The following is a 255-nucleotide window of genomic DNA, read 5'->3' on the forward strand; positions in this document are numbered from 1 at the left end:
TGGTGGTCAATCCAATTACGGGTGACAACATCATTAATGCCGTTGAAGCAGGTGCAACCCAAACCGTGAGTGGTTCAGTGGTGGGCAGCTTCACGGTGGGTGATGCCGTGACTGTGAATGTGAATGGCACGGTGTACAACACCACAGTACAGGCAGGTGGTACGTGGAGCGTGAGCGTTCCAGGTAGCGACTTGAGTGCCGATGCAGACAGCACCATCAACGTGACCGTGAATGTGACGGGTGTCGGACCTGTAA

General features: G+C 54.5%; 1 protein-coding gene. It reads left to right on the plus strand.

Features of this window, described 5'->3' with window-relative positions:
• Positions 1-255 (plus strand): Ig-like domain-containing protein (locus GBI66_RS19365; RefSeq protein ID WP_171494357.1); only part of this gene is annotated, 255 nt, incomplete at both ends.

This window comes from Acinetobacter sp. TUM15071, from assembly GCF_008980925.1.
Classification (GTDB): domain Bacteria; phylum Pseudomonadota; class Gammaproteobacteria; order Pseudomonadales; family Moraxellaceae; genus Acinetobacter; species Acinetobacter dispersus.